Origin of the sequence: Sphingomonas sp. CFBP 13706, assembly GCF_014842355.1 — a bacterium.
Classification (GTDB): Bacteria; Pseudomonadota; Alphaproteobacteria; order Sphingomonadales; family Sphingomonadaceae; genus Sphingomonas; species Sphingomonas aerolata.
The window spans coordinates 190,416-216,720 of the sequence record NZ_JACYVM010000002.1; the positions used below are offsets into that span (position 1 = coordinate 190,416).

The 26,305-nt window shown below is 67.1% G+C and carries 20 protein-coding genes, 1 tRNA gene and 1 pseudogene; 8 read left to right on the forward strand and 14 right to left on the reverse strand.

Annotated features, from left to right (window positions below; translation table 11 throughout):
- Positions 1-5 precede the first annotated feature (5 nt).
- Both IFS44_RS04250 and IFS44_RS04255 read left to right on the forward strand, forming a co-directional pair.
- A complete protein-coding gene (locus IFS44_RS04250; RefSeq protein WP_192097646.1) occupies positions 6-1,994 on the forward strand; it encodes a BCCT family transporter in 1,989 nt (662 codons plus the stop codon).
- 45 nt (positions 1,995-2,039) lie between these two features.
- Positions 2,040-2,243: a hypothetical protein gene (locus IFS44_RS04255; protein ID WP_192097647.1), complete on the forward strand. Its 204-nt coding sequence runs from the start codon at positions 2,040-2,042 to the stop codon at positions 2,241-2,243.
- Between the two features lie 682 nt (positions 2,244-2,925).
- Here IFS44_RS04255 and IFS44_RS04260 read toward each other — a convergent pair.
- The 6 genes from IFS44_RS04260 to IFS44_RS04285 form a co-directional block, all read right to left on the reverse strand.
- Positions 2,926-3,000 (reverse strand) — tRNA-Glu (locus tag IFS44_RS04260).
- Positions 3,001-3,047: 47 nt separating this feature from the next.
- Positions 3,048-4,799, reverse strand: coding sequence for a single-stranded-DNA-specific exonuclease RecJ (gene recJ / locus IFS44_RS04265; RefSeq protein WP_192097648.1), 1,752 nt, complete (start codon positions 4,797-4,799; stop codon positions 3,048-3,050).
- A gap of 84 nt (positions 4,800-4,883) precedes the next feature.
- The gene (locus tag IFS44_RS04270) at positions 4,884-5,567 is read right to left on the reverse strand and encodes a prolyl hydroxylase family protein (protein WP_159511217.1); all 684 of its coding nucleotides are present in this window, start codon (positions 5,565-5,567) and stop codon (positions 4,884-4,886) included.
- A 90-nt stretch (positions 5,568-5,657) separates the two neighbouring features.
- Positions 5,658-6,557 carry an RcnB family protein gene (locus IFS44_RS04275; protein WP_192097649.1) on the reverse strand — a complete coding sequence of 300 codons (900 nt, stop codon included), beginning with the start codon at positions 6,555-6,557 and terminating at the stop codon, positions 5,658-5,660.
- Positions 6,558-6,681: 124 nt separating this feature from the next.
- Entirely contained in the window at positions 6,682-7,227 is a 546-nt protein-coding gene (locus IFS44_RS04280; protein WP_159511215.1) for a (2Fe-2S)-binding protein, read from the reverse strand.
- Positions 7,228-7,267: 40 nt separating this feature from the next.
- Positions 7,268-8,029, reverse strand: a complete 762-nt coding sequence (locus IFS44_RS04285) for a class II aldolase/adducin family protein (protein WP_192097650.1) — start codon at positions 8,027-8,029, stop codon at positions 7,268-7,270.
- A gap of 172 nt (positions 8,030-8,201) precedes the next feature.
- Between IFS44_RS04285 and IFS44_RS04290 the strand changes: the two genes are divergently transcribed.
- On the forward strand, positions 8,202-9,509 hold the full coding sequence (locus IFS44_RS04290; RefSeq protein WP_192097651.1) for a sugar MFS transporter: 1,308 nt from the start codon (positions 8,202-8,204) through the stop codon (positions 9,507-9,509).
- Between the two features lie 79 nt (positions 9,510-9,588).
- On the opposite strand, the gene IFS44_RS04295 is transcribed toward IFS44_RS04290, so the two are convergent.
- The 4 genes from IFS44_RS04295 to IFS44_RS04310 all read right to left on the reverse strand — a co-directional run bounded on the left by IFS44_RS04295 (position 9,589) and on the right by IFS44_RS04310 (position 12,619).
- Entirely contained in the window at positions 9,589-10,794 is a 1,206-nt protein-coding gene (locus tag IFS44_RS04295) for a CaiB/BaiF CoA transferase family protein (protein ID WP_192097652.1), read from the reverse strand.
- Positions 10,795-10,844: 50 nt separating this feature from the next.
- Complete coding sequence (locus tag IFS44_RS04300) at positions 10,845-12,041, reverse strand: acyl-CoA dehydrogenase (protein WP_244649923.1); 1,197 nt, start codon at positions 12,039-12,041, stop codon at positions 10,845-10,847.
- 66 nt (positions 12,042-12,107) lie between these two features.
- Positions 12,108-12,434 carry a hypothetical protein gene (locus IFS44_RS04305; protein ID WP_166746094.1) on the reverse strand — a complete coding sequence of 109 codons (327 nt, stop codon included), beginning with the start codon at positions 12,432-12,434 and terminating at the stop codon, positions 12,108-12,110.
- Complete coding sequence (locus IFS44_RS04310; RefSeq protein ID WP_031438885.1) at positions 12,431-12,619, reverse strand: hypothetical protein; 189 nt, start codon at positions 12,617-12,619, stop codon at positions 12,431-12,433. Before IFS44_RS04310 ends, IFS44_RS04305 begins: the two co-directional genes overlap by 4 nt.
- 90 nt (positions 12,620-12,709) lie before the next feature.
- Here IFS44_RS04310 and IFS44_RS04315 point away from each other — a divergent pair, with 90 nt between their 5' ends.
- The gene (locus IFS44_RS04315) at positions 12,710-13,342 is read left to right on the forward strand and encodes a S24 family peptidase (protein WP_192097653.1); all 633 of its coding nucleotides are present in this window, start codon (positions 12,710-12,712) and stop codon (positions 13,340-13,342) included.
- Here IFS44_RS04315 and IFS44_RS04320 read toward each other — a convergent pair.
- Positions 13,339-13,506, reverse strand: a complete 168-nt coding sequence (locus IFS44_RS04320; RefSeq protein ID WP_167396669.1) for a hypothetical protein — start codon at positions 13,504-13,506, stop codon at positions 13,339-13,341. The genes IFS44_RS04315 and IFS44_RS04320 overlap by 4 nt on opposite strands.
- 173 nt (positions 13,507-13,679) lie before the next feature.
- Between IFS44_RS04320 and IFS44_RS04325 the strand changes: the two genes are divergently transcribed.
- The 3 genes from IFS44_RS04325 to IFS44_RS04335 all read left to right on the forward strand — a co-directional run bounded on the left by IFS44_RS04325 (position 13,680) and on the right by IFS44_RS04335 (position 21,683).
- Entirely contained in the window at positions 13,680-15,662 is a 1,983-nt protein-coding gene (locus IFS44_RS04325) for an autotransporter assembly complex protein TamA (RefSeq protein WP_192097654.1), read from the forward strand.
- Entirely contained in the window at positions 15,659-19,822 is a 4,164-nt protein-coding gene (locus tag IFS44_RS04330; protein ID WP_192097655.1) for a translocation/assembly module TamB domain-containing protein, read from the forward strand. Before IFS44_RS04325 ends, IFS44_RS04330 begins: the two co-directional genes overlap by 4 nt.
- A gap of 85 nt (positions 19,823-19,907) precedes the next feature.
- Positions 19,908-21,683: an SLC13 family permease gene (locus IFS44_RS04335; RefSeq protein WP_192097656.1), complete on the forward strand. Its 1,776-nt coding sequence runs from the start codon at positions 19,908-19,910 to the stop codon at positions 21,681-21,683.
- A 34-nt stretch (positions 21,684-21,717) separates the two neighbouring features.
- Here the strand turns inward: IFS44_RS04335 and IFS44_RS04340 are convergent, their stop codons facing one another.
- Complete coding sequence (locus tag IFS44_RS04340) at positions 21,718-23,142, reverse strand: aldehyde dehydrogenase family protein (RefSeq protein WP_192097657.1); 1,425 nt, start codon at positions 23,140-23,142, stop codon at positions 21,718-21,720.
- A gap of 104 nt (positions 23,143-23,246) precedes the next feature.
- On the opposite strand from IFS44_RS04340, the gene IFS44_RS04345 reads away from it, so the two are divergent.
- Positions 23,247-24,212 carry a quinone oxidoreductase family protein gene (locus IFS44_RS04345; RefSeq protein WP_192097658.1) on the forward strand — a complete coding sequence of 322 codons (966 nt, stop codon included), beginning with the start codon at positions 23,247-23,249 and terminating at the stop codon, positions 24,210-24,212.
- A gap of 196 nt (positions 24,213-24,408) precedes the next feature.
- Here the strand turns inward: IFS44_RS04345 and glnA are convergent.
- Both glnA and IFS44_RS04355 read right to left on the reverse strand, forming a co-directional pair.
- Positions 24,409-25,820, reverse strand: a pseudogene (gene glnA / locus IFS44_RS04350) (type I glutamate--ammonia ligase); the annotation flags it as partial.
- 120 nt (positions 25,821-25,940) lie between these two features.
- Positions 25,941-26,279: a P-II family nitrogen regulator gene (locus IFS44_RS04355; RefSeq protein WP_031394505.1), complete on the reverse strand. Its 339-nt coding sequence runs from the start codon at positions 26,277-26,279 to the stop codon at positions 25,941-25,943.
- Positions 26,280-26,305 lie beyond the last annotated feature (26 nt).

Sequence of the window (26,305 nt, forward strand, 5' to 3'; positions counted from 1 at the left end):
GTACATTGACCGAGCCGGTACCGAGTGACGCGCCACAGCCAGCCGCGGGACGCAAGGCGGAGATCAATCCGCCTGTATTCTTCGTTTCGGCTGGCCTGATCCTGGCCTTCGCCCTCTTCGGCGCGCTCGCCCCGGAGACCGCGAACCGGGTGTTCACGACCGTGCAGGCGCTGATCGTCGCGGATTTCGGCTGGTTCTACATCGCCGCCGTCGCGGGGTTCCTGATCTTCGCCATCTTCCTGATGTTCAGTCGCTATGGCGATGTGAAGCTCGGGCCCGACGACAGCGAACCGGATTACAGCTACCTGTCCTGGTTCGCGATGCTGTTCAGTGCGGGGATGGGGATCGGCCTGATTTTCTTCGGCGTGGCCGAGCCGATCCAGCATTATGCATCGCCACCCGTGGGTGAGGGGAAGACGATCGCAGCCGCGCGCGAAGCGATGGTCCTCACCTTCTTCCACTGGGGCCTGCACGCCTGGGCGATCTACATCGTGGTCGGGCTGGCGCTTGCCTATTTCGCGTTTCGCCGCGGACTACCGCTCACCATCCGCTCGGCACTATACCCGCTGATCGGCAACCGGATCTACGGCCCGATCGGCCACGCCGTCGACATCTTCGCGGTGCTGGGCACGATGTTCGGCGTTGCGACGTCGCTTGGTCTCGGCGTGCTCCAGGTGAATGCCGGGTTCAATTACCTGTTCGGCCTGCCGACGAGCATCCCCGTTCAGCTCGTCCTGATCGCCGCCATCACCGGCATGGCCACGCTGTCGGTCGTCGCCGGACTGGACAAGGGCGTGAAGCGCCTGTCCGAACTCAATATCATCCTGGCCGGACTGCTGCTCGCCTTCGTCCTCGTCACCGGGTCGACGGTGTTCCTGCTCCAGGCCTTTGTGCAGAACATCGGCACCTATCTCGGCGAAGTCGTGCCGCGTACCTTCCGCCTCTACGCCTATGAACCCAACCCGTGGCTGGGCAATTGGACGTTGTTCTACTGGGGTTGGTGGATCGCCTGGTCGCCCTTCGTCGGCATGTTCATCGCCCGCATCTCGCGTGGGCGCACGATCCGCGAATTCATCGGCGGCGTGCTGCTGGTGCCGACCCTATTCACCTTCCTCTGGATGACGGTGTTCGGCAACACCGCGATCGCGCTGGACATGGCTGGTACGGCCGCCATCGCCGACACCGTCGCCAACAATCTGCCGGTGGCGTTGTTCGAGACACTGGAGCAACTGCCTCTTGCCACGATTGTCTCAGGTATCGCGACACTCTTGATCATCACCTTCTTCGTCACGTCGGCGGATTCCGGGGCATTGGTCATCGACATGATCACATCGGGCGCGGCGGAGAACCCGCCGGTGTGGCAGCGTGTATTCTGGGCGGTATCCGCGGGCGGCGTCGCCGCGGTGCTGCTGGTCGCCGGGGGGCTTCAGGCCCTTCAGACGGCCGCGATCGCCAGTGCACTGCCATTCGCGGTGGTGATGGTGTTCATCTGCTATGGGCTGCTGCGCGCCTTGCAGACCGAGGGTCAGGAAGCGATGGACCTGTCCGCCGCGGGTTCCGATCCGATCGCCGAAACGCCGTTGAGCTGGCAGCAGCGCCTCGCGACCATCACGCGCTTCCACGACAAGCGTGAAGTTGCGGCGTTCCTCACCGATACGGCAAGCCCGGCGCTCGACGCAGTAGCGGCACAGATGCGCGACAGCGGCCTCTCGCCAACCCTCGTTCAGGATGAAAACCAGGTCGAGCTGCGCATCCCGCACGGCGAGCGTGGGGAGTTCCGCTACGGGGTTCGGGCACGCGGCTTCCGCCAGGCAAGCTTTGCCTGGGCGGCGTCGCGCAAGGCGAACGAACAGGAGCGTCTCCACTACCGGGCGGTGGCGCATTCCTCGGAGGGAGAGCCCGCGCATGATGTGACCGGCCTGAGCGACGAACAGCTGATCAACGATCTCCTCAACCGGTATGCGCGCTTCCGCCACGTTCGGCGGATGACCTGAGCGAGGGCTGTTCGCCGACCAAGAGCCGCCGCGGCCGAGAATGACATGCCGAACAGAGAGAAGATCACGGACAGTGCCAACAAGCGCGCCATCGACAAGCCGATTGCCGGTACCCCGCAAGGCCGTCCCGATGGCGGGCTCTCGCCTGCCGAGGACCTGCCGGAGGAGCGAAGCGACGAGGACGTTGCGTGGGTCGCGGCCAAGCTCGGTGCGCCTGACCAAACCAAAAACTTCCTAGGTCTGCGATAGGCCTGGTTTTTCCGGGTCAATCGGCGTGACTTCGTCGGCAGGTTCGAAGCGCAGGGTCCACTGGGGGTAGCCTTCCGGTGAAATCTCGATGTCGGGCAGGCCGACCGGGTCCGAGCCGGTTTCTACCCATCCAGCGCCATGGCACCGATCGCAGGCAGTGCGCTTGCAGCGGAAGCTTACGAGATCAATCTCGGTATTCCATTGGCCCCGGCCTTTGCACAATGGGCACATTGCATCCAAGCTCCCCTTACGGGGCTGGATCGGAACGATGTCAAAGGCGTGGGGGCTGTCTGGACCGTCGCAATAGACGATGTTGCTGGCGTGAGGCATGCGCCGCAGTCGCGGAACAGCCGTCTCAATGCAATACGGCCTTGGTGCGTTCAGCGACCATTTGTCAGGCGGTGATCCCGTCTCGCGCTGCCTGATCTCGGCAGGCATCCGATAACCGGCACGGCGCGCTTCCTACGCGCCAGGAACGGGCCGGATGTTCTCAGACACCCTGTCGACGCCGTATTGCCGATGACCCCTCGGACACCCTCCGCAACGATCATTCGAAACTGCGAGAAACGCGATCTGCCGCGCTCGACGGAATGCGGTATGGGACGCCGTCTGTAGCACTGGGCGCCTCGCGAGGCGTTGATTCTATTGATATTTTGCCAATCTCAGCCGCTTGGCGATGAGATGGTGACCCCTACGGGAATCGAACCCGTGCTTCAGCCGTGAAAGGGCCGCGTCCTAACCGCTAGACGAAGGGGCCTGCGTGGTTGGAGGCGCCTAAGGCCAAGTGGCTGGCCCGTCAACCCTTCAATCGGCCCAGGCGGCATCTTCGACGTGCAATTCTGCTGCGGGGCGCGATGCCCAGTCGTCGATCTTGGCGCGACCGGCGAGCCAGAGCTTGCGGTGCGGGGCCGCACCGAGCAGCGCCTGGCCGAGCGGCGTCTCGGCGGCGCGGAACGCCATCGCCTTGACGCTGCGGCCGTCGTCGCCCGCGACGATCGTGCGGACATGGCCATTGCCCACCACATCCGCCTTGATCACGCGGACTGGCCCCATCGCGACGCGCGGTGCGGGCCAGCCCATGCCATAGGGTCCGCCTGCGTCCATCGATTCGACCAGCGCAGGATTGACCCCGCCCGCGGCAAGGACCGCATCGAGCAGCAGCGCGCGGCCGTCATTCGACTGCGCCACCGCCGCGGCGAGTCGCTCCTCGAGGAAATCGGCGAAAGCCGGGATCGCCGCTTCGGCAATCGTCAGTCCGGCCGCCATCGCGTGGCCGCCCCCTGAAACGAGCAGGCCCTGCTCACGCGCCGCCATCACCGCCGCGCCGAGGTCCACGCCCGGGATCGACCGGCCCGATCCCTTGCCGATGCCGTGTTCGTCGATAGCGATGACGATCGCGGGCCGGCCGAGCTTTTCCTTCAGGCGGCCCGCGACGATGCCGATGACGCCGGGATGCCAGCCATGTCCCGCAACGACCGCGACGCTGCGGTCGCGACTGGCGAGCAGGTCGGCGGCCTCCTGCACCGCGGTCTCGATCGCGCGGCGTTCCTCGTTGAGACGGTCGAGCTCCTCGGCGATCCCGCGCGCCTCGTCGGGGTCCTGCGTCGTCAGCAGGCGGACGCCGAGATCGGCGCGACCCACGCGCCCGCCGGCGTTGATCCGCGGGCCGAGCGCGAAGCCGAGATCGGTGCAGGTCGGGTTGCGCGTCAGTCGCGACGCCGCGATCAACGCGGCAACGCCGATGTTGCGGCGCGCGCCCATGACCTTCAGCCCCTGCGCGACGAACGCACGATTGAGCCCGCGCAACTGCGCGACGTCGGCGACCGTGCCGAGCGCGACGATGTCGAGCAGGTCGATGAGCTTGGGCTCGGCGCGGTTCTCAAAGAAGCCGCGCGTGCGCAGCGTGCGGACGAGCGCGGCAGCAGCGAGGAAGCACATGCCGACCGCGGCGAGATGGCCGTGCGCGGCGCCCTCGTCCTCGTCGAGCCGGTTGGGGTTCACAAGGGCGAGCGCGTGCGGGAGTGCGGTCGAGCATTTGTGATGGTCGATCACGATCACGTCGACCTTCGCATCGCGCGCGGCGTCGAGCGCGTCGAACGCCTGCGCGCCGCAGTCTACCGTGACGATCAGCGAGGCGCCTTCGCCCGCGAGCCGGACCATGGCCTCGCCCGACGGGCCATAGCCTTCGAGCAGGCGGTCGGGGATATAGGCGCGTGCCTCGATCCCCAGATCGCGGAGCACGAGGATCATCAGCGCGGCGGAAGTCGCGCCGTCGACGTCGTAATCGCCGAAGATCGCGACCTGTTCGCCCGCCTGCACCGCATCGGCGAGCCGGTCGGCGGCGCGGTCCATGTCGCGGAAGATCGACGGGTCGGGCATGAACGCGCGGATCGACGGCGTGCGGTGCGCGTCGAGCGCCTCGCGCGGGCAGCCGCGTGCGAGAAGGAGCTGGGTCACCAGATCGTCGCCGCCGAACCCGTCGCGCGCGTCCGCGGCGAGCGAGCGCCAGCGCCAGGGCTGGCCGAGGATCGAGGAGGTTACGCCGAGAACTGTCATGCGCCGGAGGTAGTGGCTGCGGGGGGATTGTCGAGCGGGTTCACCGACGCGGGCAGGCGATCCTCCGCCGATGGGGGAGGGGCGTCACTTGATCCAGGGGCGTTCGCGAAACCATTTCGTGACGATATATTTGACGCCCTCGACCACCGGCATGCCTTCGTGGAGCGTCAGGCCATTGGGGCTGCCGTCGGGGCTCATGTTGTTCCACGCGAGCAGCAGCCCGCGCTTGGGTGCAACCTTAACGCCTGCCTGCGGGAACCACGTGGCGCCGCCCTCGGGCACGTCGTTCAGATAGACCATCGCGGTCCAGGTGCGCTGGCCGCCCTGTTCCTGCATCTTGTCCCAATAGCTTTCGCTCGCATGGAAATAATCGTGATGCGCGCGAAATTGCTGGCCGGGGGCGTAACGCTGCCCCTGCATCGTCTCGCCATGCGGCAGGTCGATGCCGAGCAGCGCGGCGATCGCCTCGTCGGTGGGTTGCACATCGGGGGACCAGCGATCCATGTCGCAGCTCTCCGACGTGCGGAAACTGCTATTCGGGCGGTCGGACAGCAGCGTCGATGGCCGCCGTTTCGAGTCGATCAGCGCGATGAGCGCACGACAGGTCGCAGCGTCGAGGAAGTTGGCGTGGTGATAGAATTGCACGCCGTCGATCGCGACCCGCTGGACCTTCGGATTGGCGTCGAGCCGCGCGGCGACGCTGGTGCCCGCCGCCTGCCGTGTCGGCGCCATCGGATCCTGCGGCTTGGCTTTGGTGAATAAACCCATGGATCCGAATTTGCGCAGCCGTCCGCGAAACGCAAGGGGGCGAACGCGTGCGGCACGACGGGCGCGGCGTCCCGTCGTGCCGCGATGCGCCTACCAGAAGATGTCGTAGACCGTATCGACGACCCGCCCGCTGTCGAGATCGACGAGCAGCGCGTCGTTGTAATAGCGGACCCAGCGATACGGGCCGTAAGCCTCGGGCAGGCGATAGGTGTAGGGATCCTGGATCCAGTAATTCTGGTTGTACAGGATGCTGTTCAGCGAAAAGCCGACGCCGAAGCGGCGATAGCCCGAGCCCCATCCGTTCGGCGCATAATAGCGCGGCAGGCGGTAGGCGCCGCGGTTGCTCGCGCGATAGTCGCTCCAGCCATAGCGAGTGTCACTGCGCCAGCCGCGGTTCCATGCGCCGCGCTGGCCATATCCGCCGCGGCCATAGCCCTGGACGGTGCCGTAGCCGCCGAAATGTTGGCCGTTGCGATAGCCGCTCCGATCCCGATCGCCGTCGCGGCCACGCCAGTCGTCGCGCCCACGCCCATCCGGGCGGCCGCGAAGGTCGTCGCGCCCGCGTGGATCGTCACGATAGCCGCGGTCCTCGCCGGGGCGGCCGTCGAAGCGGGCGCGGTCGGGCTGACCGCGGCGATCGTTTCGGACGTCCTGGCGGGCGGCATCGCGCTGCGCGTTACCGCGAACCCAGTTCTCGCGAACCTGGTCGGCCTGCCGGTCCGACCCCACACGCGCATTCCAGTCCTGCCGGGGGCCGTCCGGTCGGCCGTTGCGCGCATCGGGCGTATCGCCGCGTGCCGTACCCTGCACGATCGCCCCCCGGTCGGGACGCTGCGGCCGATCGCCGCGATCGCCGCGATCGCCGCGATCGCTCCAATCACCACGCATCTCGCCATTCCCCGGCGCCTCGGCACCGAACCGCTGCGCCTGTGCGGCAACCGGCACCAGTGCGGATGCCACGAGCAAGATCTTCAGGAAACTCCGCGTCATTGCCGTCGTCCTCGACTGCCGGCGCACGAGCCGGCTCCTATGGTGCACCCCGTCTAGCCTTACGGGCGTGAGGCGACGCTGAATGGCTTGGTCAGCGATCCGACAGGATTCGTGCGCGGGCGGCCTAGCGCGCGGGCGGCGGGACGAGCGCGGGGACGAGCCGTGCGGAATCCGCCGGGTCGATCCCGGGGCGCGGGCCGGCGGGCAGGACCTCCTCGCCGCGGGTCGCGCGGCCCGCGCGCTGGATCGCCTCGACGACGCGCGGATAGACGCCGCAACGGCACAGATTGGTGATCTGTTCGCGGATCAGCGCCTCGCTGGGGTCTGCATCGCGTTTCAGCAGTGCGGCGGCGGCCATGATCATGCCGGGGATGCAGAAGCCGCATTGCGGCACCGCTTCGGCAATGAAGGCGAGCTGCAGCGGGTGGTTGCGTTCGTGCGACAGCCCCTCGATCGTGGTGACATAGCGCCCCTCGATCGACCCGATCGGCACGCGGCAGCTGCGCACCGCACGACCGTCGATATCGACCGTGCAGGCGCCGCAATGGCCGGTGCCGCAGCCATATTTGGTCCCCGTCAGGTTCGACGCGTCGCGCAGCGCCCAGAGCAGCGGCGTCGCGGGATCGAGCCGATATTCGATCGCCTGGTTGTTGACGGTGAAGCGGGTCATCCCCGCGCGCTAGCCGATCCCCCGGGCGGAGGGGAGGGGGCTATTGCCGCCAGCTCGTGTCGCGCTTGTCGACCAGCCGGACCATCGCCTCGAAATCCGCCTTGCCCGCACCACCGGGCAGCGAGACCTTGCCGAGATCGCGCTGGTGCACCTTGACCACATCGTCGGGGATCAGGATCGGCGTGCCCATCGATGCGGTCGCGACCTGGATCTCGCAGGCGCGCTGCAGCGACCAGTGCTTGATGAACGCCTCGGGCAGCGTCCGGCCCATGACCAGGATGCCGTGATTGCGCAGCAGCATCACGCGCTTGTCGCCGAGATGCTCGATCAGCCGTTCGCCCTCTTCCGACCGGACGGTGACGCCCTCGAAATCATGATAGGCGATCTGGCCGATGAAGTTGCATGCATAGAAATTTGTCGGCTGAAGCCCGCCCTCGAGCGCGCTGACCGCCATGCCTGCGGTGGTGTGCGTGTGCATGATGCAATGCGCGTCGGGCAGGTGTTTGTGGAACAGCGCGTGCTGCGTGAAGCCCGCGAGATTGACCGGATAGGGGTTCTGGTCGAGCTTGTTGCCGTCGATGTCGATCTTGACGAGGCTCGACGCGGTCACCTCGCTGAAATGCAGCCCGAACGGGTTGATCAGGAACGCGCCGTCCTCGCCGGGGATCTTCAACGTGATGTGGTTGTAGATCATCTCGGACCAGCCGAGCATGTCGAACACGCGGTAGCAGGCGGCAAGCTGCTGGCGGGCCTCCCATTCCGCGGGTGAAACCGTCGAATTGCGCAGCGCTGCGGTCGCCATCTCATGCTCTCCCTTGTCGCGTTTGCAAATGGCATACCCGATGCCCGAAAGCGCGGCAATCGACGGGTGGCACGCCGCAGCCGGGCGCGCGAACGCGCCTCTGCCATTGCCACGCGCGGTCGCCCCGGCTTATGCCGCCGCCCAACAAGACCGCGAGAGGGCGCAATTTATCATGCATGTCGACACCCATCACACCGCCGCCGCGGGAGGCACCGCCGCAGAGGGCGATGCCAATCACGGCTACGACGCCCCCGACCTGCGCGTCTTCGTCTTCGCCCTGTTCTTCATCTTCGGTGGCATCACCTCGCTGAACGACATCATCATTCCGAAGATGAAGGAGCTGTTCACGCTCGACCATGCGACCGCGATGCTGGTCCAGTCGGCCTTCTTCCTCGCCTATGCGCTGTTCTCGATTCCCGCTGCGGCGATCGTGCGCAAGGCCGGCTATATGCGCACCGCCTCGATCGGGCTGGTGACGATGACCGTCGGGTGCCTGTTGTTCATCCCGGCGGCGGGCAAGGCCAGCTTCGAGATGTTCCTGTTCGCGCTGTTCGTGCTGGGCGCGGGCATCACCGTCGTCCAGGTCGTCGCCAACCCGCTAATCTCGGCGCTCGGCGCGCCGAAATCGGCATCGAGCCGGCTGACCTTCGCGCAGGCGTTCAACTCGCTCGGCACGACGATCTTCCCCTATGTCGGTTCCGCGGTCATCCTCGGTGGTCTCGCGACGGTGGATTCATCGACGCTGACCGGCGCCGCGCTTGACGCCTACCGGACCGAATCGTCGCGGACCGTCGTCCACACCTATATCGGCCTTGCCATCGCGCTGCTGATCGTCGCCGCCGTCGTCTGGACGCGGCGGAACCGGCTGAACGAGGAGCAGGAGCAGACGGGCAGCATCCTCCACGCCTTCACGCTGCTCAAGCGCCCGCGCTTCGCGATGGGGACGGCGTGCATCTTCCTTTATGTCGGCGCCGAGGTCGCGGTCGGCTCGCTGATCGTCAACTACCTGATGCAGCCGAGCGTGATGGGCCTGAGCGATGTCGCTGCCGGTCAGCACGTGCCCTTCTACTGGGGCGGCGCGCTGATCGGGCGGTTCATCGGGGCCTATGTCCTCAACAAGGTGTCGCCAGGCAAGGTTCTGGCCGGCGTCGCGACCGGGACGCTGGCGCTGATCCTGATCTCGGCGAATACCGAGGGTGCCGTGTCGGGTTGGGCCTTGCTGTCGATCGGGCTCATGAATTCGGTGATGTTCCCGACGATCTTCGCCTTGGCATCCGAAGGCCTTGGCAAGCGTGCGGCCGAGGGGTCGGGCGTGATCGCCACGGCGATCGTCGGCGGCGCGATCATACCCTATTTCACGGGCGTGCTCGCGGATTCCTCGGGCAGCCTGCACTTCGCGCTGCTGCTGCCGGCGATCTGCTACGCGCTGATTCTCGCTTATGGACTTTATGCACGCAAGCCGGCGGTGACGGCCGCCTGACCCCTTTCGTCATCCTGGGCTCGACCCAGGATCCAGAGCTAGGAACGCTAGCGCAACTGGCTCTGGATCCTGACTTTCGTCAGGATGACGGGTGTCTTGGCAGCATCGGTGCCGCCCGGCCGGTCGCAAGATCGGCATCTGAGAAGCGGATCGGCGTGCGCAAACCCGGCACGCTCGATCCATCCGAACGCACGACGTCGATCGCCATGCCGCGCGCGATCACCTGCGGATCGTCGAACGCCTGCGCGACGGTGTTGATCGGCCCGGCGGGGACACCGACCGCCTCCAGCCGCGCGAGCAGCTCCAGTTTTGGCACCAGCGAGGTCGCCGCCTCGATCCCCGCGAACAGGATGTCCTTGAAGGCAAGTCGCCCGGCATTGGTCGCGAACCGCGGATCGTCGCGCATTTCGGGCAAGCCCATAGCGTCGCAGAACCGCCGGAACTGGCCGTCATTCCCGACCGCGAGGATGAACCACCCGTCGCTGGTCGGGAAGACCGCATAGGGGCACACGTTCATGTGCGCGTTGCCAACCCGCGTCGGCGAGACGCCGCTTGCGAACCAGTTCATCGCCTGATTGGCGAGGACGCCGGTCATCGTGTCGAGCAGCGCCATGTCGATCTGCTGCCCCCGGCCGGTCCGCTCGCGCATCGCGAGCGCTGCTTGGATCGCGATCACCGAATACAGCCCGGTCATGATGTCGGCGAACGCGACCCCGATCTTCTGCGGAGCGCCATCAGGCTCGCCGGTGAGATCCATGATCCCGCTCATGCCCTGGACGATGAAGTCATAGCCCGCGCGTGGTGCGTAGGGCCCGTCCTGTCCGAAGCCGGTGATCGAGCAATAGACGAGCCGCGGATTGATCGCGGCGAGCGTCGGATAGTCGAGCCCGTATCTGGCGAGCCCGCCGACCTTGAAATTCTCGATCACGACATCGGCGTCGGCGATCAGCGCACGAACCGCGGCCTGCCCCTCGGACGTCGTGAAGTCCGCCACGACCGAGCGCTTGCCGCGGTTGGCGGCGTGGAAATAGGCTGCATCGCTGGTGCCGTCGGGGTTGTCGATGAACGGCGGGCCCCATGTCCGGGTGTCGTCGCCGGCGGGGCTCTCGACTTTGACGACGTCGGCGCCGAGGTCGGCGAGCACCTGGCCTGCCCAGGGCCCGGCGAGGATGCGGGCGAGCTCGACGACCTTGAGATCGGAAAGGGGCGGCGGTCTTCTCAGCCCCTCCCCTTCAGGGGAGGGGTCGGGGTGGGGCAGCGCCCCAAACTTCTCGGCTGCGTTCATGGAAAACCCCCACCCCAACCCCTCCCCTGAAGGGGAGGGGCTTGTCGCTTTCAAAACGCCGCAATACCCGTGATCGCGCGGCCGAGGATCAGCGCGTGGACGTCGTGTGCGCCCTCATAGGTGTTGACCGTCTCGAGGTTCATCATGTGACGCATCACCTGATATTCCCCCGAAATGCCGTTGCCGCCGTGCATGTCCCGGCTCATCCGCGCGATGTCGAGCGCCTTGCCGACATTGTTGCGCTTGACGATCGAGACCATCTCGGGCGCGAACCGCCCCTCGTCCATCAGCCGCCCGACGCGCAGTGACGCCTGGAGCCCGAGCGCGATCTCGGTCTCCATGTCGGCGAGCTTCTTCTGATAGAGCTGCCGCCCGGCGAGCGGGGTGCCGAACTGGTTGCGATCGAGGCCATATTGCCGCGCGGCGTGGAAGCAGAACTCCGCCGCACCGAGCGCCCCCCATGAAATCCCGTAGCGCGCACGGTTGAGACAGCCGAACGGCCCCTTCAGCCCCTGGATGTCGGGGAGCAACGCGTCCTCGCCGACCTCGACCTCGTCCATCAGGATCATGCCGGTGATCGACGCCCGCAGCGACAGCTTGCCCTCGATCTTGGGCGTCTCGAGCCCCTTCATCCCGCGTTCCAGGATGAAGCCGCGGATGCCGCCGCCATGCTCGTCGGACTTCGCCCAGATCACGAACACGTCGGCGATCGGCGAATTGGAGATCCAGGTCTTGGCGCCCGAGATCACATAGCCGTTCGCGGTCTTCTTCGCGCGCGTCGTCATGCCGCCGGGGTCCGAACCCGCATCGGGCTCGGTCAATCCGAAGCACCCGATGAACTCGCCGGTCGCGAGCTTCGGCAGATATTTGCGCTTCTGTGCTTCGGAACCGAACGCGTTGATCGGGTACATCACCAGGCTCGACTGGACCGACATCATCGAGCGATAACCCGAGTCGATCCGCTCGACCTCGCGCGCGACTAGGCCGTACGCGACATAGGAGGCGCCGACGCCGCCATATTCCTCTGGGATAGTCGGTCCGAGCAGGCCGAGATCACCCATCTCGCGGAAAATCGCGGGATCGGTATGTTCGTGCTGGAACGCGTCGATGATCCGCGGCGCGAGCTTGTCCTCGGCATAGGCGCGCGCGGTATCGCGGATCATGCGTTCGTCTTCGCTCAGCTGGTCGTCAAGCAGGAACGGATCCGCCCATTCGAACTTGCCCATTCCGGCGCCGGTGCCTGCCATCGTCATCTCCTTCATTGGCCGCCGACTTCGTGTTTCCAAGGCCGAAAGTCCAGCCCCAAGGCATGGCTATGCGTCGATCAGCGTCAACGCCGCGATGGTGACACGCAGCCGCGACCCGACCTGCTCCACCGCGTCGATCGCGAGATCGGCGAGGATGTGCCCCCGCAGTGGCAGCTCGGCATCGGGCAGGGTGGCAAGCCAGGATCGAAAACCGGGTATGGGATCCGCCAGGATGACCAGATGGTGTTGCTCGCCCGAGAAGGTCGCGCTCGCCCATGGGCGTGAAACCGTCTCGATCACCTCAACTGACGTGCCAGATGCTGCGGCACTGGCGTGAAGTGCGCGGATCAACCGCGTCGCGACATCGGGGCCGCGCAGGGGGTCCATCCTCACGACCGGCCGCGCCCGGACGTGTTCGCGATGAACGCCTCGATCCGCGCGACCAGGCCCGCGCGTGGTTGGCGACCGCGTCTGAGATCTGCGACGAGCCGGGAATCATTCACTGCACGCCGTCCGAAGGTCGCCGCCCCCATGTCGGTCTGCCGCAGATATCGGTTGATCTTGACCAGTACGGACATCGTTTGCTCCTTGTGATTCCCTCTGTCTGTTCACGATCTGTTCCTTGAAATCCAACTTGTCTAGGATTTTTCCTGCGCTATGGTTTCACCATGTCCGATCCCGATCCCCGAGCAGCGCTGGCACGGTTTGCGGCTGCGCGCGGGGACAGTCTGGCGGCCCTGTCGGCGATGCTGGGACGCAACGCGGCCTATCTGCAGCAGTATGTGAAGCGCGGGTCGCCACGACGACTGGCGGAGGACGATCGCCGGCTGCTCGCGCAGTATCTCGGCGTCGAGGATCATGTTCTCGGTGGGAGCGGGGGAAAGACGGGGGCGAGCCGCACCGGATTCCAGATCGCCCGGCTGGCGGTGCAGGCGTCGGCCGGGCCGGGTGCGCTGGTCGATGACGAGGTGTTGCTGGGCACGGATGTGATCGACCCCGCGCTGGCGCGGCGGCTCGGGCTGCGCGACGGGCAGGCGGCGATCATTCGGGTCCGGGGAACATCGATGGAGCCCGGCCTGCAGGATGGCGATCACATCATCGTCGATATGGCGACCACGGTGCCGGGCGCGCGCGGACGCCTTCACGTCATCCGGGTCGACGGCCTGACGATGGTCAAGCGCGTCGCGTTGCGGGATGGGACGCTCAGCGTGTCGAGCGACAATCCTGCTGCACCGCCGGTGCCCGACGGCCCGGTCGACATTGTCGGCCGCGTCGTCTGGCAGATGCGCGAACCTAGCTAGCGGCGGTCGCGGATCCAGACGAGGAGCGCGGCGGCGACGCCGATTGCGGTGCCGATGAGGAGACCGGGCGTGGCCTGGCCGATCGCAAATCCGACCCCCGCGCCGCCAAGGATGCCGAGTGCGATCAGGAAGCCGCCAGCAGCGGTCGGACGTTTGTCAGCCATGTCCCGCACCTGCCACGTCGCGCGCGCGGACGCCAGTGCCGGCTGCCGACGCGGACAATGCACCGCGCAACACGCTGATTGTCCGGCAGAGTATTTCGATGTCATGACGAAACGTGGCGAAAATGCGTCACGAACGACTGTTGCGGGGGGCCAAGCCCGGCTAGGAGGCGAGCATGGTGTACCGCTTCGGGTGGGTCGGGATCGGTACGGCCACCGCCGTCCTTGTCGTGCCGATGCTGACGGCGCCCCCGCGCGCCGCCGCCCAGACACGCGTGTCCACGCCGCAGGAGGGCGATGCGGCCGCGGACGCGCCGGTGTCGTTCGATCCCATGTCGCCGCTCGCGCCGCTGCCCGATATCGGCGTCGCCTGGCCCGATCTTGCTGCCGCCACCGATGATCCGGTCACCGTCGCGACCAACACCGATGCGACGACCGAGACGCGCTATTCCTGGCGGCTGGAAGGGATCGACTCGATCGAGAATACGCTGTTGAAACAGCGGTTTGACCAGCTCTCGACGCTCAATGCGAACGACGGCGAGGTTGCCAATGCCGCGCAGCTCGATCGCCGTGCGCGCGAGGACGGCGACCTGCTCAACAGCCTGTTGCGCGCCGAGGGCTATTATGACGCGCGCGTCACCACCCGGGTCGAGCCGGGGCAGAAGCCGCTGGTGATCGTCTCGGCCGAGCCCGGCACGCGCTACACCTTCACGGGCGTGACGATCGACGGTCTGGCGGCGGCGGGGGACAAGGCGCCCGCGCTGGCCCAGGCCTTCGGCATCAAGCCTGCCGACCCGGTCAATTCGGACGCGATCGTCGCAGGCGAGGCCAAGCTGACGACGCAGATCGGGCGTGAGGGCTTTCCCTTCGCCAAGGTCGGCGATCCGGCGATCGTGGTGGACCATGCGACGCGCACCGCCACGCTCGACCTGTCGATCGTCCCGGGCGGCCAGAAGCGCTTTGGCCGGATCGTCGCGCTGCCCGGCAACCGCGTGTTCGATGCGGAGCATGTGCAGGAAATCGCGCGGTTCACGCCCGGCCAACCCTATGACGCAGGCGAACTGGACGATCTCCGCCGGGCGCTCGTCCAGACCAGCCTGGTGTCGTCGGTCGAGGTCAGGCCGATCCCCGGCAGCACCGCGGACAGCGTCGATATCGGCGTAAAGCTCGACCGCGCGCCGCCGCGCACGGTCGCAGGCGAGCTTGGGTATGGCACGGGCGAGGGCGCACGCGCCGAGGTCAGCTGGACGCATCGCAACCTGTTCCCGCCCGAAGGCGCGCTCACGCTGCGCAGCGTCATCGGGACGCAGGAGCAGCTTGGCGCGATCGTCTATCGGCGGAACAACTTCCATGCGCGCGATCGCGTGCTGACCGCGCAGGTCTCCGCGGTGCATATCAACCGCGATGCCTATGAGGCCAAGACCTTCACGCTGGCCGGCAGCATCGAACGCCAGACGAACATCTTCTTCCAGAAGACCTGGACCTGGTCGCTCGGCGCGGAGCTGATCGCATCGGACGAACGCGACGTGATCGTGTCGACCGGCGACCCGCGGCGCCGCACCTTCTTCATCGGCGCGCTGCCGACCACACTGAATTATGACGGATCGGACGACCTGCTCAACCCGACGCGCGGGTTCCGGCTCGGCGGGCGGCTGAGCCCCGAGGCCTCGTTCCAGGGATCGGTGTTCGGCTATGCGCGGACGCAGATCGATGCGAGCGTGTACAGGACGATCAGCGACGGGATCGTGCTGGCGGGGCGGACCCGGCTCGGCACGATCGTCGGCGCGCCGCGCGATCAGGTGGCACCGTCGCGGCGCTTCTATGCCGGCGGCGGCGCATCGATACGCGGCTATGGCTATCAGTCGATCGGTCCGCGCGATCCGAACAACGATCCGATCGGCGGCCGCAGCTTGACCGAATTCTCGATCGAGGCGCGGATCAAGGCGTTCGGCAATTTCGGGGTCGTGCCGTTCCTCGATGCGGGCAACATCTACACGTCGCCGCTGCCCAAATTCACCGGCCTGCAATATGGCACGGGGATCGGGGTGCGCTATTATTCGAACTTCGGCCCGATCCGATTCGATGTCGGGACGCCGATCAACCCGCAACCGGGCGACAGCCGGATCGCGGTCTATGTATCGCTGGGACAGGCGTTTTGACCGACGCCGCGACCGAGACGACAGAGCCGGGCCGGCCTGTGCCACGGCGCCGCTGGTGGCGCTGGCTTGCGGCGGCATTCCTGGCCCTGGTGGCGATCCTGGGTGCTGCACTGCTCATCGTCGATACCGATATCGGCCACCGCTATGTTGCCAAACGGGTCGGCGCGATCCGTGCGGCCAACGGGCTGCGTTTCACGATCGGGCGGATCGACGGGTCGCTCTATGGCGACACGCGGCTGACCGATCTGCGCGTCTATGATCTCGACGGGCTCGTGTTCCAGGCACCGCGCGTCGCGCTCGACTGGTCGCCCATCCGCTGGTTTTCGAACCGGCTCGAGATCCGCCGGCTCGCGATCGATCGCGCGACGCTGTTCCACGTCCCGCGCACGCGACCGTCGAAGAGGCGCACGCCGATCCTGCCGGATTTCGACATCCGGATCGGGCGGCTCACGGTCGGACGCCTGCTGCTCGACACCCGCGTGCTCGGCACCGCACGCGTCGCGCGGCTCGACGGCCGTGCCGATATCCGCTCGGGACGCGCGCTCGTCGACGTGAACGCGCTGGTCGCGGGCAGCGACCGGCTCAAGCTGCGGATCGATGCGGAGCCAGCGCGCGACCGGTTCGATCTGGACGTAGCGGCGCGCGGGGCGGCGAACGGGGTGCTCGCGCGGATGGTCGGTGCCCGGAGCAACGTCGCGCTCGTCGTCACCGGTGACGGCCGCTGGGCGCGCTGGACGGGCCGCGCACAGGGTAATGTCGGCACGGCACGCGCGGTCGATCTCGCGCTCTCACAGGCGAGCGGACGCTATACGCTGTCGGGAACGCTCGCCCCCTCGGGGCTGCTCAGCGGACGGCTCGCGGCGCTCACGACGCCACGGGTTCTGGTCAATGGCGCCGCGACGTTCGTCGAACGCCGGCTCGACGGGCGGCTGTCGCTGCGGTCGCCGGCCGTCTCGCTCGACACGACAGGTATCGTCGATCTGGGCGCGAACGCATTTCGCGATTTTCGCGTGAAGGCACGGCTGCTGCGGCCGACGGCGCTGATCGGGACGATGGGGGGCAGCGACATCGAACTGCGCGCCATTCTCGACGGTGCCTTCGCAACCGCCAGTCTCGACTACCGCCTCGATGCGGCACGACTGACCTTCGACAAGACCGGCTTCGATTCCGTGCGGATCGCCGGCAAGGGGCGTCTGTCGGCGGCGCCGGTCACCGTCCCGATCCGCGTCACCGCCGCCCGCGTGACCGGGGTGGGCGATGTTGCCGGGGGGATCCTGCGCAACCTGTCGGTCGATGGGCGGCTGCGGATCACGCCTGCGCTGTTGACCGGTGACGACCTCGTGCTGCGCTCCGACAAGCTCAACGGACGGATCGGCATCCGGGTCGACCTGCGCACCGGGCGGTTCGACGTCGGGGTAAATGGCCGGCTTGGTCGCTATCTGATCCCGGGGCTGGGGATCGTCGACGTCACGTCGACGCTGCGCGTCGTTCCGGGGCCGAACGGCAAGGGGACGCGCGTGATCGGGCAGGGAGCGGCACAGGTGCTGCGACTCGACAACGCCTTCTTCCGCAGTCTCGCAGGCGGTCTGCCGCGGCTCACCGCCAATCTCGAACGAACGACGGACGGAGTCCTGCATTTCAGCAACCTCGTCCTTGTCGCGCCGCAGATCCGGTTGAGCGGCAACGGCTACAGACGGCGCGACGGCAGCTTCCGGTTCGAGGGCGGTGGGCGCCAGCAAAACTACGGGCCGGTCACGCTGACGCTGGACGGCAGGATCGAGCGGCCGACGCTCGACCTCGTCCTTGCCAGCCCCAGTCCGGCCTTGGGGCTGACCAACGTGCGGGCGCATCTCGATCCGACCGCGCAGGGCTATGCCTTTGCCGCTGCGGGTGGCTCGCGGCTTGGCCCCTTTACCGCGACCGGAACGCTGCTCCTGCCGCGCGGCGCGGGTGCCACGATCGCGATCGCCGCGCTGGACGTCAGCGGGACCCGCGCGACGGGGACGCTCGCGATCGTCGATGGCGGCTTCAACGGGCGGCTTGCGGTGGCGGGCGGCGGTCTAGCGGGTGAACTGCTCTTCCGGCCGGTCGGCGAGAATCAGCGCGTCGAGGCGCATCTCGATGCGCGCGCGGGGACGCTTGCCGGCTGGACGTTGCGGCGTGGCCATATGGACCTCGTCACGATTCTCGACCCCGCGGGAACCTCGATCGAGGCGACCGCGACCGGCGCAGGCTTGCAACGCGGCGCGCTCAGCATCGGGCGGCTGGCGGGCAGCGCGTCGCTGCGCGGCGGAGTGGGGCAGATCAAGGCGTCGATCGCGGGGTCGCGCGGACGCGCTTTCGATATCGAGAGCGTGACCGACGTGACCGCAGACAGCTATCGCATCGCCGCGCAAGGGACGCTCGACCGGCGGCCGCTGCGCCTGCTGAGCCCGGCGATCGTGACCCACGACGGCGATGGCTGGCGCCTCGCACCGACGCGGCTGAGCTTCTCGGGGGGCGAGGCGCAGATCGGCGGACGCTTCACCGGATCGACCAGCGCGATCGACGCGAGCATGACGCGGATGCCGCTGGCCATCCTCGACATCGGCTATCCCGGCCTCGGGCTTGGTGGCCTGGCATCGGGGACGTTCAGCGTCGCGACGAGCGGCGGCAACCCGCCGACGGGCAAGGCGGACGTGACGATCCGTGGCCTCAGCCGTGCGGGGCTCGTGCTGTCGTCGCGGCCGATCGATGTCGGGGTCGCAGCGCTTCTGTCGCCCGACAAGCTCGGCCTGCGTGCGGTGATCGCCTCGGGCGGCAAGACGATCGGTCGCGCACAGGCGCAGCTCGCACCGCTCGGTGAGGGCGACCTTGCCACGCGGATCGCACGCGCGCGGCTGTTCGGACAGCTGCGCTACAGCGGGCCCGCGGACACGCTGTGGCGGCTGACGGGGGTCGAGCTGTTCGACCTGTCGGGACCGGTGGCGATCGGCGCGGATGTCGCGGGTACGCTCGAGGCGCCGGTAATCCGGGGTGTCGTCCGTGCGACCAACGCTCGCATCGAAAGCGGCACGACGGGGACGATCCTGTCAAACGTCCAGGCCAGCGGCCGCTTCGGCGGCTCGCGCCTGGTGATCGACCGTTTCGCCGCAGACGCGGGCAAGGGCGGCCGGGTGACGGGGGTCGGCCAGTTTGATTTCGCGGCTAGGAACGGGCTCGGCATCGACCTGCGGCTTCAGGCCGCGAACGCTGTGATGATCAATCGCGACGATATCGGCGCGACCGTGACGGGGCCGCTGACGTTCACGTCGGACGGGATAGGCGGCGTAATCGCGGGCGACGTGGTGATGAACAAGAGCCGCTATCGGCTAGGCCAGGCGACCGCGGCAAGCGCGGTGCCGCAACTCAACATCCGGGAAATCAACCTGCCCGAGGGCGGCGAGGAAAAGGCCGCGCCGACGCGCCCCTGGACGCTCGCGATCAAGGCCCGCGCGCCGAACCAGGTCATGGTCAGCGGACTGGGGCTGACGAGCGAATGGTCCGCCAATCTCCAGATCGCCGGCGAACCGCAGAACCCCGCGATCACGGGCCGTGCGACGCTGATCCGCGGCGATTACGAATTTGCCGGGCGCGAATTCGAACTGGCGCGCGGCGTCATCCGGTTCGATGGCGGCGTGCCTGCGAACCCCGCGCTCGACATCGAAGCGAACGCTGATTCGACGGGGCTGAACGCCTCGATCCGCGTCACGGGCTATGCGCTCAAGCCCGAGATCGGGTTCACGAGCACGCCCGCGCTGCCGCAGGACGAACTGCTGTCGCGCCTGCTGTTCGGGACGTCGATCACCAACCTGTCCGCGCCCGAGGCCCTGCAGCTCGCGGCGGCGGTGGCGGCGTTGCAGGACGGCGGCAACGGGATCAACCCGATCAACGCAGTGCGGCGTGCAGCGGGTCTCGACCGGTTGCGCATCCTGCCTGCCGATCCGCAGACGGGGCAGGGCACGTCGATCGCCGCGGGCAAATATGTGACGCGGCGGCTCTATGCGGAGATCGTCACCGACGGCCAGGGCTATAGCGCGACGCAGGTCGAGTTCCAGGTCACGCGCTGGCTGTCGCTGCTGTCGAGCATCTCCACGCTTGGCAGGCAGAGTGCGAACGTCCGCATTTCGAAGGACTATTGAGCCGGCGGCAAACGCCAGAGGACCCCTTGTCGTGGGAACCAGGCCTGTCGGGCATGGTTGATCGGCAGTCACATATCGAGGCCAGATGACCCTTCCCCAATCCCTTTCGATCGCCACGCTCATCGGCATGATGATGCTCTTCATCTGGGGACGGTTTCGCTATGACGTCACCGCCATCCTGGCGTTGCTCGCGAGCATCGCGCTGGGAATCGTCAGTCCCAAGGACGCCTTCAAGGGCTTTTCCGACGACATCGTCATCATCGTCGGTTCGGCTCTCGTCATCTCGGCGGCGGTTCAGCGCTCGGGGGTGATCGAACTGGCGCTGTCGAAGCTTGCAAAGCGGGTCACGCGGGTGCGGTCGCAGCTTGTCGTGCTGACGGCGTCGGTGGGGTTCTCGTCCGCGCTGGTCAAGAATATCGGCGCGCTGGCGATGCTGATGCCTGCCGCGTTCCAGATGGCCAAGAAGAACGACACCTCGCCATCGGTGTTCCTGATGCCGATGGCGACCGCGTCGCTGCTCGGCGGTCTCATCACGCTCGTCGGTACCTCGCCCAACATCATCGTCAGCCGCGTCCGCGAGCAGATGACCGGGCAGCCGTTCGGGATGTTCGACTATACCCCGGTCGGGCTCGGGCTGACGGTGATGGGGCTGATCTATCTGCGCTTCGCCTATCGCCTGCTGCCGCGCGACCGGCGGGCTGCGCCAACGATGGGTGAGGCGCTCGACATCAAGGGGTATATCACCGAAGCCGCGATCCCCGAGACGTCCCCTGCGGTCGACGAGTCGGTCGAGGACTTTCTCGCACGGCACGACGGCGAGGTGTCGATCACGCGGATTCTGCGCGCGGGCATGCGCAGCGCGCCGAACGAGCATACGCACCTGAGGGCGGGCGACGTACTGATCCTCGGCGGCGAACCCGATGCGCTCGAACGCGTGATCGCGCGCGACCGGCTGAAGCTGGAAGGCGAGGACCGCGAAAAGGCGGATCAGGCGGACGACGATGAAGTCGGCGTGATCGAGGCGGTCGTCAATGTCGGTTCGCCGCTGGCGGGCCGGACCGCGGCGCGGCTTGCGCTGCAGGCGCGGTTCGGGGTCAACCTTATCGCGATCTCGCGACAGGGCGAGCATCTGTCGCGCAGGCTGGCGAATATCGAGCTGCGCGCGGGTGACGTGCTGGTCCTGCAGGGGCCGCTCGAGCAGCTACCCGGCAAGCTGCGCGACTTGGGCTGCCTGCCGCTGGCACAGCGCGAAATGCGGCTTGGCGTGTCGAAGCGCAGCTGGCTGCCGATCGGTATCCTCGGCGTCGCGATGGGGGCAACGGCGATGGGGTTCGTGCCCGTGGCGGTGGCGTTCTTCGCGGCGGCGGGGCTGATCATGGCGACCGGCGTGCTGCCGGTGCGCGAGGCCTATGACCATGTCGAATGGCCGATCCTGATCATGCTCGGGGCGTTGATACCGGTCAGTGATTCGCTTCGCACCACCGGCGCGTCGGACGTCATCGCGACCTGGCTGTCCGCGACCGCATCGACGCTGCCGCCCTGGGGGGCGGTCGCGCTGATCCTGGCGGCGGCGATGGCGGTCACCCCGTTCCTGAACAATGCCGCGACCGTGCTGGTGATGGCGCCGATCGCGGCGACGTTTGCGGGCGATCTGGGCTATCGGCCCGAGGCGTTCCTGATGGCGACCGCGGTCGGGGCGGGGTGCGACTTCCTCACGCCGATCGGTCATCAGTGCAATACGCTGGTGATGGGGCCGGGCGGCTACAAGTTCAGCGATTACGCCCGGCTCGGCGCGCCACTGTCGCTGCTGGTGCTGCTGGTCGGCACGCCGCTGATCGTGGCGGTCTGGCCGATGCACTGAGCCCCCTCCCGCAGGGGAGGGGGCGTCGGCGGGGTCAGCCGGGCAGGCCTACCACGGTCTTCACCTCCATGAAGTCCGTTAGCCCGTAACGGCCGTTCTCGCGGCCATTGCCCGATTGCTTGTAGCCGCCGAACGGCGCGCCGATGTCGGGGCTCCACGAATTGATCGTGACCAGCCCCGCACGCAGCTTAGGCGCGACCTTCGCGGCGGCGGCGGGGTCACCGGAGATCGTCGCAGAGAGGCCGTATTCGGTTGCGTTGGCGATGCGGATGCCCTCATTCTGGTCGGCATAGGCGGTGATCGTCGCGACCGGGCCGAACGTCTCCTCCTGCGCGATCCGCATGTCGGGGCGGACATCGGTGAACAAGGTCGGCTGGATGTAATAGCCCGCGTTGCGCCCGTCGGGACGCCCCACGCCGCCGGTCACCAGCGTCGCACCCTCGTCGATCGCCGACTGAATCAGCCCCTGGATCTTGTCGAATTGCGCCTTGTTGACGACGGGGCCGATATGCTGGCCCATCTCGGCGGGGTCGCCGACCCTGGTCTGCTCCATCATCGACTTCACGATCGCGGTGGCCTCGGCGACCTGGCTGGCATGGACCAGCAGCCGCGTCGGCGCGATGCAGCTCTGCCCCGAATTGGCGAGCACGCCCGCCACCGTCGGCGGCAGCACGCTGGCGAGATCGGCGCCCTCGAGCACGAGGTTCGCTGCCTTGCCGCCCAGCTCCTGATGGACGCGCTTGACCGTCGGTGCGGCGGCCTGCGCCACCGCGATGCCCGCGCGGGTCGAGCCGGTGAAGCTGACCATGTCGATGTCGCGGTGGCTCGACAGGGCGACACCGACGCCGGGGCCATCGCCGTTGACGAGGTTGAACACCCCCGCCGGGACGCCCGCGGCGTCCATGATCTCGGCGAGGATGATCGCGCAGGAGGGCGCTTCCTCGGACGGCTTCAGGATCATCGTGTCGCCTGCCGCCAGCGCGGGCGCGACCTTTGCGCAGATCTGGTTGAGCGGCCAGTTCCAGGGCGTGATCATCGCGACGACGCCGAGCGGTTCGTGCACGACGGTCGCCTTGCCGATGACTTCGGAGAATTCGAACGCCGCCAGCGCCTTGGCGGTCGCGGAGAAGTGCGCGAGGCCGGTGGGCGCCTGTGCCATCGATGCGAGCGCCATCGGTGCGCCCATCTCCTGCGACATCGCCTTGGCCAGATCGGGCATGCGCGCCTTGTACTCGGTCATGATCCGGCCGAGCACGTTGAGCCGCTCCTGAACGCTCGTCTGGCTCCAGCTTTCGAACGCGGCGCGGGCGGCGGCGACCGCCTTGTCGACATCGGCCGCGGTGCCGAGCGTGATCTCGGTGCAGGGCTGTTCGGTCGAGGGGTCGATGACCTGGTGGATTCGGCCGCCGTCGCTGTCGACCCAGGCGCCGTCGATATACTGCTTCAGATAGCTCTTCATCATGCCTCTCCGCATCGTGTTTTGCAGAGGAATGGGCGTCGGGCGGATCGGTTGCAACCCGAAACGCGGAGCCTAGTTAGGGTCATGACCAACAGGAGACGGGCATGGCACGCGTAGCGACTATCAGGACGACCGGTGGCCCCGAGGTGATCCAGTGGGACGACGTCGACCTGCCCGCGCCGGGCAAGGGCGAGGTGTGGATGCGCAACACCGCAGTCGGGCTGAACTATATCGACACCTATCACCGCAGCGGCGTCTATCCGGTGACGTTGCCCTCGGGGCTCGGCAGCGAGGCGGTCGGCGTGGTGATGGCGGTGGGCGAGGGGGTCACGGGCTTTGCCCCGGGTGACCGCGTCGGCACCTTCGGCCCCACGCGCGGGGCCTACGCCACCGAGCGCAACGTGCCTGCGGGTGAGCTCTTCCATTTGCCTGACACGCTCGACGACCGCACCGCCGCGGCGATCCTGCTGAAGGGCTGCACCGCGGAGTTCCTCATCGAACGCTGCGCGCGCGTCGAGGCCGGGCAGACGGTGCTTGTCCATGCCGCCGCGGGCGGGGTCGGGCATATCCTGGTCGGCTGGCTGAAGGCGATCGGCGCGACCGTGATCGCCAGCGTCGGCAGCGAGGCGAAGGCCGAGCGGACGCGCAAGGCGGGGGCCGATCACGTCATTCTCCATCGGTCCGAGGACATCGCCGCGCGGGTGCGCGAGATCACCGGCGGGAAGGGCGTGCCCGTGGTGCTCGACGGCGTCGGCGGCGCAACGTGGACGGCATCGCTCGACAGCGCGGCGAAGCGGGGTCTTATCGTCAGCTTCGGCAATGCAGGCGGCGTGGTCGATGGTGTCAATCTGGGCGTGCTGGCGGCCAAGGGGTCGCTGTTCGTGACGCGCCCGACGCTGTTCGATTATGCCGAGCACCGGCAGGCGATGGTCGACCGGGTGTTCGCGATGCTCGAGCAGGGCGCGTTCAAGCCGGAGATCGGCCAGACCTTCGCGCTGGAGGATGCGGCTGATGCGCACCGGGCGCTCGAGGCAGGGGAGACGTTCGGGAGTAGCGTGCTGCTGGCCTGAGCGCGCTGTAATCCTGTTCTCCCGCGAAGGCGGGAGCCCAGACTGTGTCCCCGCCTTCGCGGGGACACAGGGGCATAGAGCAGAACCCAATTTGATCTTCCCGTGCAGGGCAGAAGTAGCGGGATGCTCGAACGAAGAAAGGGCGCCCGGATTGCTCCGGACGCCCTTTCTCTGTCAGCGCCGTGGCGAAGCCACNCAGCCGCTGTAGTACATGTCATACTCGACCGGGCTCGGCGTCATTTCCCAACGCGCGACTTCGGCACGCTTGATCTCGACATAGCTCTCGATCTGATCCTTCGAGAACACGTCGCCCTTGAGCAGGAAGTCGTGATCGGCGAGCAGGCAGTCGAGCGCCTCGCGGAGCGAACCCGCGACGGTCGGGACCTGGGCGAGTTCTGCGGGCGGCAGGTCGTACAGGTTCTTGTCCATCGCTTCGCCCGGATGGATCTTGTTCAGGATGCCGTCCATGCCTGCCATCATCAGCGCCGCATAAGCGAGATACGGGTTGGCCAGCGCATCGGGGAAGCGCACTTCGACACGCTTAGCCTTGGGGCCGGTGCCGTAGGGAATGCGGCACGAGGCCGAGCGGTTGCGCGCCGAATAGGCGAGCAGCACGGGCGCCTCGTAGCCGGGGACGAGGCGCTTGTAGCTGTTGGTCGTCGGGTTGGTGAACGCGTTGACCGCCTTGGCATGCTTGATGATGCCGCCGATGAAATACAGGCACATGTCGCTGAGGCCCGCATAGCCGTTGCCCGCGAACAGCGGGGTCTTGCCATCCCAGATCGAGAAGTGCGTGTGCATCCCCGAACCGTTATCTTCCTTGATCGGCTTGGGCATGAACGTCGCCGTCTTGCCGTATGCGTGCGCGACCTGGTGGACGACGTACTTGTAGATCTGCATGCGATCCGCGGTCTGCGTCAGCGTACCGAAGGTCAGACCCAGCTCATGCTGTGCGGCCGCGACCTCGTGGTGATGCTTGTCGCAGGGCAGGCCCATCTCGATCATCGTCGAGACCATCTCGCCGCGGATGTCGACGGCGCTGTCGACCGGCGCGACCGGGAAATAGCCGCCCTTGGCGCGCGGACGGTGGCCGAGATTGCCACCCTCATATTCGCGACCCGAATTGCCCGGCAGCTCGATGTCGTCGATCTTGTAATAGCTGGTCGAATAGCTGTTCTCGAACCGGACGTCGTCGAACATGAAGAACTCGGCCTCGGGGCCGACATAGACGGTGTCGCCGACGCCGGTCGTCAGCAGATACGCCTCGGCGCGCTTGGCGGTCGAGCGCGGATCGCGGGCGTAGAGCTCGCCGGTCGACGGATCGGCGATGTCGCAGATCAGGATCATCATCGGCGTCGCCGAGAAGGGATCGACATAGACCGCGTCGAGATCGGGCTTGAGCGTCATGTCGCTCTCGTTGATCGCCTTCCAGCCCTCGATCGACGAGCCGTCGAACATCAGGCCGTCGGTCAGTTCGTCTTCACCGATCAGGCTGGCGACCATCGTGAGATGCTGCCACTTGCCCTTGGGATCGGTGAAGCGCAGATCGACCCACTCGATCTCCTGGTCCTTGATCATCTTCAGGACGTCGTTGGCCGAATTTGCCATGATGCTAAGCCCTCTTTGCTCGATAGGTCGGCAGATATGCCGGAAATGATAGTGCGGCGCAGCGCGCTAATTCCACAGATTGTTGCGCCGCGTCAAATGAAGTCGGTGTCAGTAAAGCCGTTAAATCGCGTCGTCGTCGCGCTCGCCAGTACGGATACGCAGCGCGCTTTCGACGGGAATGACGAAGATCTTGCCGTCGCCGATCCGGCCGGTCTGCGCGGCTGCGGCGATCGCCTCGACGACGCGTTGTGCCAGACCATCCGCGACGACGACCTCGAGTTTCACCTTGGGCAGGAAGTCGACGACATATTCGGCGCCACGATACAGCTCGGTATGGCCCTTCTGCCGGCCAAAGCCCTTGGCCTCGGTCACGGTGATGCCGCTCACGCCGATCTCGTGCAGCGCTTCCTTCACCTCATCAAGCTTGAACGGCTTGATGATGGCTTCGATCTTTTTCACAGGTACGCCCCCGATTGTCGTTGAAA

Bases quoted from the DNA above. Each gene is read 5' to 3' on its own strand.
- IFS44_RS04295 (WP_192097652.1), bottom strand. From the start codon at position 10,794: ATGAACGCAGCCGAGAAGTTTGGGGCGCTGCCCCACCCCGACCCCTCC.
- IFS44_RS04275 (WP_192097649.1), bottom strand. From the start codon at position 6,557: ATGACGCGGAGTTTCCTGAAGATCTTGCTCGTGGCATCCGCACTGGTG.
- recJ (WP_192097648.1), bottom strand. From the start codon at position 4,799: ATGACAGTTCTCGGCGTAACCTCCTCGATCCTCGGCCAGCCCTGGCGC.
- IFS44_RS04335 (WP_192097656.1), top strand. From the start codon at position 19,908: ATGACCCTTCCCCAATCCCTTTCGATCGCCACGCTCATCGGCATGATG.
- IFS44_RS04280 (WP_159511215.1), bottom strand. From the start codon at position 7,227: ATGACCCGCTTCACCGTCAACAACCAGGCGATCGAATATCGGCTCGAT.
- IFS44_RS04310 (WP_031438885.1), bottom strand. From the start codon at position 12,619: ATGTCCGTACTGGTCAAGATCAACCGATATCTGCGGCAGACCGACATG.
- IFS44_RS04325 (WP_192097654.1), top strand. From the start codon at position 13,680: ATGGTGTACCGCTTCGGGTGGGTCGGGATCGGTACGGCCACCGCCGTC.
- IFS44_RS04285 (WP_192097650.1), bottom strand. From the start codon at position 8,029: ATGGCGACCGCAGCGCTGCGCAATTCGACGGTTTCACCCGCGGAATGG.
- IFS44_RS04300 (WP_244649923.1), bottom strand. From the start codon at position 12,041: ATGGCAGGCACCGGCGCCGGAATGGGCAAGTTCGAATGGGCGGATCCG.
- IFS44_RS04255 (WP_192097647.1), top strand. From the start codon at position 2,040: ATGCCGAACAGAGAGAAGATCACGGACAGTGCCAACAAGCGCGCCATC.
- IFS44_RS04290 (WP_192097651.1), top strand. From the start codon at position 8,202: ATGCATGTCGACACCCATCACACCGCCGCCGCGGGAGGCACCGCCGCA.
- IFS44_RS04340 (WP_192097657.1), bottom strand. From the start codon at position 23,142: ATGAAGAGCTATCTGAAGCAGTATATCGACGGCGCCTGGGTCGACAGC.
- IFS44_RS04270 (WP_159511217.1), bottom strand. From the start codon at position 5,567: ATGGGTTTATTCACCAAAGCCAAGCCGCAGGATCCGATGGCGCCGACA.
- IFS44_RS04320 (WP_167396669.1), bottom strand. From the start codon at position 13,506: ATGGCTGACAAACGTCCGACCGCTGCTGGCGGCTTCCTGATCGCACTC.
- IFS44_RS04315 (WP_192097653.1), top strand. From the start codon at position 12,710: ATGTCCGATCCCGATCCCCGAGCAGCGCTGGCACGGTTTGCGGCTGCG.
- IFS44_RS04345 (WP_192097658.1), top strand. From the start codon at position 23,247: ATGGCACGCGTAGCGACTATCAGGACGACCGGTGGCCCCGAGGTGATC.